Here is a 3888-nt window from a genome sequence, read left to right on the forward strand (position 1 = left end):
CCTCGCCTAACTATTTAGCGCTCGCTGAATTCAGCGAGCGCTAAATAGTTAGGCGAGCGCTGGGTGGGGAGTACGGGCAGGACGGGCTCAGGTACGGGCCCACCAGTCGAGCATCACCTTGACGCTGTCGGTGTCCGAGGTCGCCTCGATGAAGAAGCGTTGTTTGCTGAAGGTCCAGGCGACCCGGCCGCTGCCGTCCTTGCCGGTGGCCGAGCCGAGCTTGCCCTGGATCTTCTTGGGCGTGTCGGTGTACCACCAGTTGGTGTGCGCGGGCGGCTGCTTCCAGTTCCGGCCGATCTTGCTCTTGGCCACCCCGGCGCGGGAGAAGAAGCCGTTCATCAGCGCGGTCAGGTCCTTGGCGTCGTCGGCCCACCGCATGGTGACCGTCGCGGTGCCCTTGAGCCGGCCGCGCGGGTTGGCGGTGCAGGTGAAGGCGTCCCGCCGGGTGTCGCTGTCGTTCAGCCGGCAGGTGTTGATCACCACGAATTTGCGCAGGTACACCGCCCAGTCGCATTGGGTCTTGCTGAGGTCGTCGGGGCAGTCCGCCGTGGTGGTGCCGGACGGCCGCGGACTCGGGTTGCCGCTCGGGTCGCCGCTGGGGGAGGTGCTCGGCGAACTGCTCACCGACGGCGGCGCGCTGGGACTGCCCAGGACCGGCGGGCTGCTGCTGACCGAGGGCTGCGACGAACTGGGCACCACGGTCGTCGGGGACGGGACCGCCGTACCCCCTCCCGGTCGCAGGAAGACGAACCATCCCACCAGGCCGAGCACCAGCACCCCGGACACGATTCCGATGATCAGCGGCCACAGGCCGCGGCCACCGCCGGTTGGGGGCGGGGCGCCGTATCCCCCGGACGGCGGGGCACCGAACCCGCCACCCGGCGGGCCGTACTGCCCTGGCGGGCCGTACTGTCCCGGCGCACCGTAGCCGGGCCCACCGGCCCCGCCGGAGCCGTAGGAGCCCGCGCCCGGCTGGCCGTACCCGCTGGCTGCGCCGTACTGCCCAGGGGTGCCGTACTGGCCCGCGGGATTCTGGCCGTACTGGCCCGGGGCACCCTGCCCATAGGGCGAGTTCGGCCCGTAGCCCGGGTTCTGTCCGTATCCGCCGGGGGACGGCTCCTGTGCGGGCAGCGGCTGGGTGGGTGGGTACTGCCCGGTCGGCAGTTGCTGGGTGGGTTCTCGCTGCCAGTCGCCCGCACCACCGGGCTGCGGCGCCCAACCGCCCGGCTGCTCGGGGGTTCCGCCGGCCGGCGGGTTCTGGGACTGGTTCATGGCAGCCAATGCTAGCCAGCGCAAGGCCACCTCCAGCCATCGATAATTGCAGCTATTGCCCTCACTGCGGCCGGGGTGTAGCGTCCCTAGTCTCACTAAAGAGACCACATCGGGGAGGTTCTCGTGGCATATGCGCCAATTACACAGGCCGACGTCTTCGCCAACAAGGACGGGCAGTTGAGTTACGCCCGTACTCATCAGAACCTTCTGGACTCGTACACCCACCTGGTGCGCGGAGGTTTCGGCTGCGGCGGCCCGATGGATCTATTCTGCTACGACGCGGTGAACGGCCGGGGAGATGTCTACACGACGGATCCGCGGAACAACCTGATGTCCATCGTCCAGACCTACCCCTCACTGCGGAAATGGTGCCGGCAGGTCGTCGTCGGCAATTGGTGCAGCAGCGGATATGACGATCTTCTGTTCTACGAGCCTTCGACCGGAACGATCGACATCTATCAGGTGAACCAGGGTGGCCGACTCTCCCTGCTGAAGACGATCACGGGGGTCCGCACCTCGTGGACGTCGCTGGTGGCAGGGCGGTTCGGCGGCGATTCCTGGAGCGATCTGTTCTGCTACGACGCCGCCACCGGTCTGGGCGAGTTCCATGTCACCGACGGCCAGGGCACGTTCACCGTCGCGGCGCAGCACACCTCGCTGCGCAAGGGCTGCACCCTCCTGGCGTCCGGCAACTTCGGCCCGACCCCGTGCGACGACCTGCTCTTCTACCAGCCGACCGAGGGCATCATCGAGTTCCAGGCCGTCGACAAGCTGGGCAAGCTGACCCCGCTGAAAACCCATTCGAACCAGAGCACGACCTGGTCGTTCCTACTCACCGGAAACTACGGCGGCGACGCGTGGACCGATGTGATCCTGGCCGACAAGAACAACAAGAAGCAGATGGACATCTACCGCACCGACGGGAAGGGCGAGTTGTTCACCCTACAGAGCTACGCTCCGCTCCCGGACTGGAGCCACTTGCTGTCCGGCCGATTCTCGACCCCGGTCGGCGCCAACGAAGATCTGCTCGGCTACTACCAACGTCAGAACCTGAACCCGGCCTGGCCGGCCCTACCCGCACCCCAGCCGATCACCCCGTCGATGGTGGGCACCGGACGGGGCGAGGTGTATACGGTCGAGGGCCGCAAACTGCGGCTGATTGCCACCAACAAGGGCATGCCGAGCAACTGGAGCCATGTGATCGCGGGCAATTTCGGCGGTCCGGACGTCGACCTGTTCTGCTACGACACGGCCACCGGGCGCGGCGAGATCCTGGGGATGGACAAGGACGGCAAGCTCATCACGCTGGGCAGCTATCCCGAGAAATTCTTCACCCCGGGAATCCGCCACATGGTGACACTGCCCGGCCCCGACTACACGCCGCTGGCATTCCTTCATCCCAGCAACGGAACCATCGAGATCTTCACGGTGGACGGCCCCGGCAAGGTCAGCAAGCACACGACGTCCAACACCGGGATCACGACCTGGACGGCAATGGCGGCGGGCTACTTCGACAACAACAGCAACGGCGACGTGGCCGTCTACGACGCCGGCACCGGAACGTGCAACGTCTACAGTCAGGACAGTGCCGGGGCGCTGAACCTGCTGGCATCCAACACACGCCTGCCGACCACCTGGACGCGGATCATTCCCGGAACCTTCGGCGCCAGCGGTCCGCAGTACACCCATCTGCTCACCTTCATCGCCTCGAACGGCCGCGGGAAGATCTACCGCTCCGACGGTGCGGGTCGGGTGACCCCGATGGGCACCTGGGTGGGGCTGCGCAAGAACTTCGTACAGATTGTTCCCGGCCGGGGCGGAGCCCCGACCTCCGTGCCGCTGATCTGCTACGACCCCGTGGTGGGAGAGGTCGAACTGACCGTGGTGACCTTCGAGGGCGGCCTGATGAACATCGGCGGCCAGACCGGGCTGCCCAAGGACTGGACGCAGGTCGCCGCCCGGGAGATGGGGTCGGCGCAGGGCAAGATGTACCTGTTCTGCTACAGCCCCAGCGGAGGCTGAACCGCGAGCGGAGGCTAGGCCGGCGTCTATCCTGATGCCATGGCAGCGGAGCGGTCGGCGGACGGCTCCGGCTGGCGTTGGCTGATCCGGCTGGTGCCGGGAGCGACCGGACGCACCGCCCTGGCCGTCCTGCTGGCCTTCGGGTCGGCCGCTTCGTCGGTGGCGCTGATGGCGGTGTCGGCCTGGCTGCTCTCCCGGGCCGCGGAACATCCCCCGGTGCTCTACCTGCAGGTGGCCGCCATCGGGGTGCGGGTGTTCGGCATCACCCGCGGCCTGTTCCGCTACCTGGAGCGGCTGGTCGGCCACGACGTGGCGCTGCGGCTGCAGAGCGCGCTGCGGCTGACCACCTACCGGCGACTGGCCCGCACCACCCTGCTCGGCACCCGGCGCGGCGACCTGCTGACCCGGGTGATCGCCGACGTCGAGGCGGTGCAGGACCTGGTGGTCCGGTTCCTGGTGCCGGTGGTCTCGGCGTCCCTGGTCATCGTCGCCACCTCGGCGACCTTCGCCGTCTTCTCGCCGGCCACCGCGCTGGTGCTGCTCGGCTCGGCACTGCTCGGCGGCGTGCTCGTGCCGGCGCTGGCCCAGCGCGTC

3 protein-coding genes are annotated in these 3888 nt (G+C 68.0%); 2 read left to right on the forward strand and 1 reads right to left on the reverse strand.

Translation table 11 applies throughout. From position 1 onward, the window contains the following. Positions 1-87: 87 nt before the first annotated feature. The gene (locus QM582_RS09800) at positions 88-1272 is read right to left on the reverse strand and encodes a hypothetical protein (RefSeq protein WP_415083956.1); all 1185 of its coding nucleotides are present in this window, start codon (positions 1270-1272) and stop codon (positions 88-90) included. Between the two features lie 123 nt (positions 1273-1395). Here QM582_RS09800 and QM582_RS09805 point away from each other — a divergent pair, with 123 nt between their 5' ends. After that, positions 1396-3294, forward strand: coding sequence for a hypothetical protein (locus tag QM582_RS09805; RefSeq protein WP_415083957.1), 1899 nt, complete (start codon positions 1396-1398; stop codon positions 3292-3294). Positions 3295-3333: 39 nt separating this feature from the next. Beyond that, positions 3334-3888, forward strand: a 555-nt coding sequence (locus QM582_RS09810; RefSeq protein ID WP_415083959.1) for an ABC transporter transmembrane domain-containing protein, incomplete at its 3' end; no start/stop codon positions are given.

The organism is Micropruina sp., from assembly GCF_047607385.1.
In the GTDB taxonomy this organism is placed as follows: Bacteria; Actinomycetota; Actinomycetes; order Propionibacteriales; family Propionibacteriaceae; genus Micropruina.

Excerpts from the sequence above, each read along its gene's own strand:
- QM582_RS09800 (WP_415083956.1), bottom strand. The coding sequence starts at position 1,272 with ATGAACCAGTCCCAGAACCCGCCGGCCGGCGGAACCCCCGAGCAGCCG.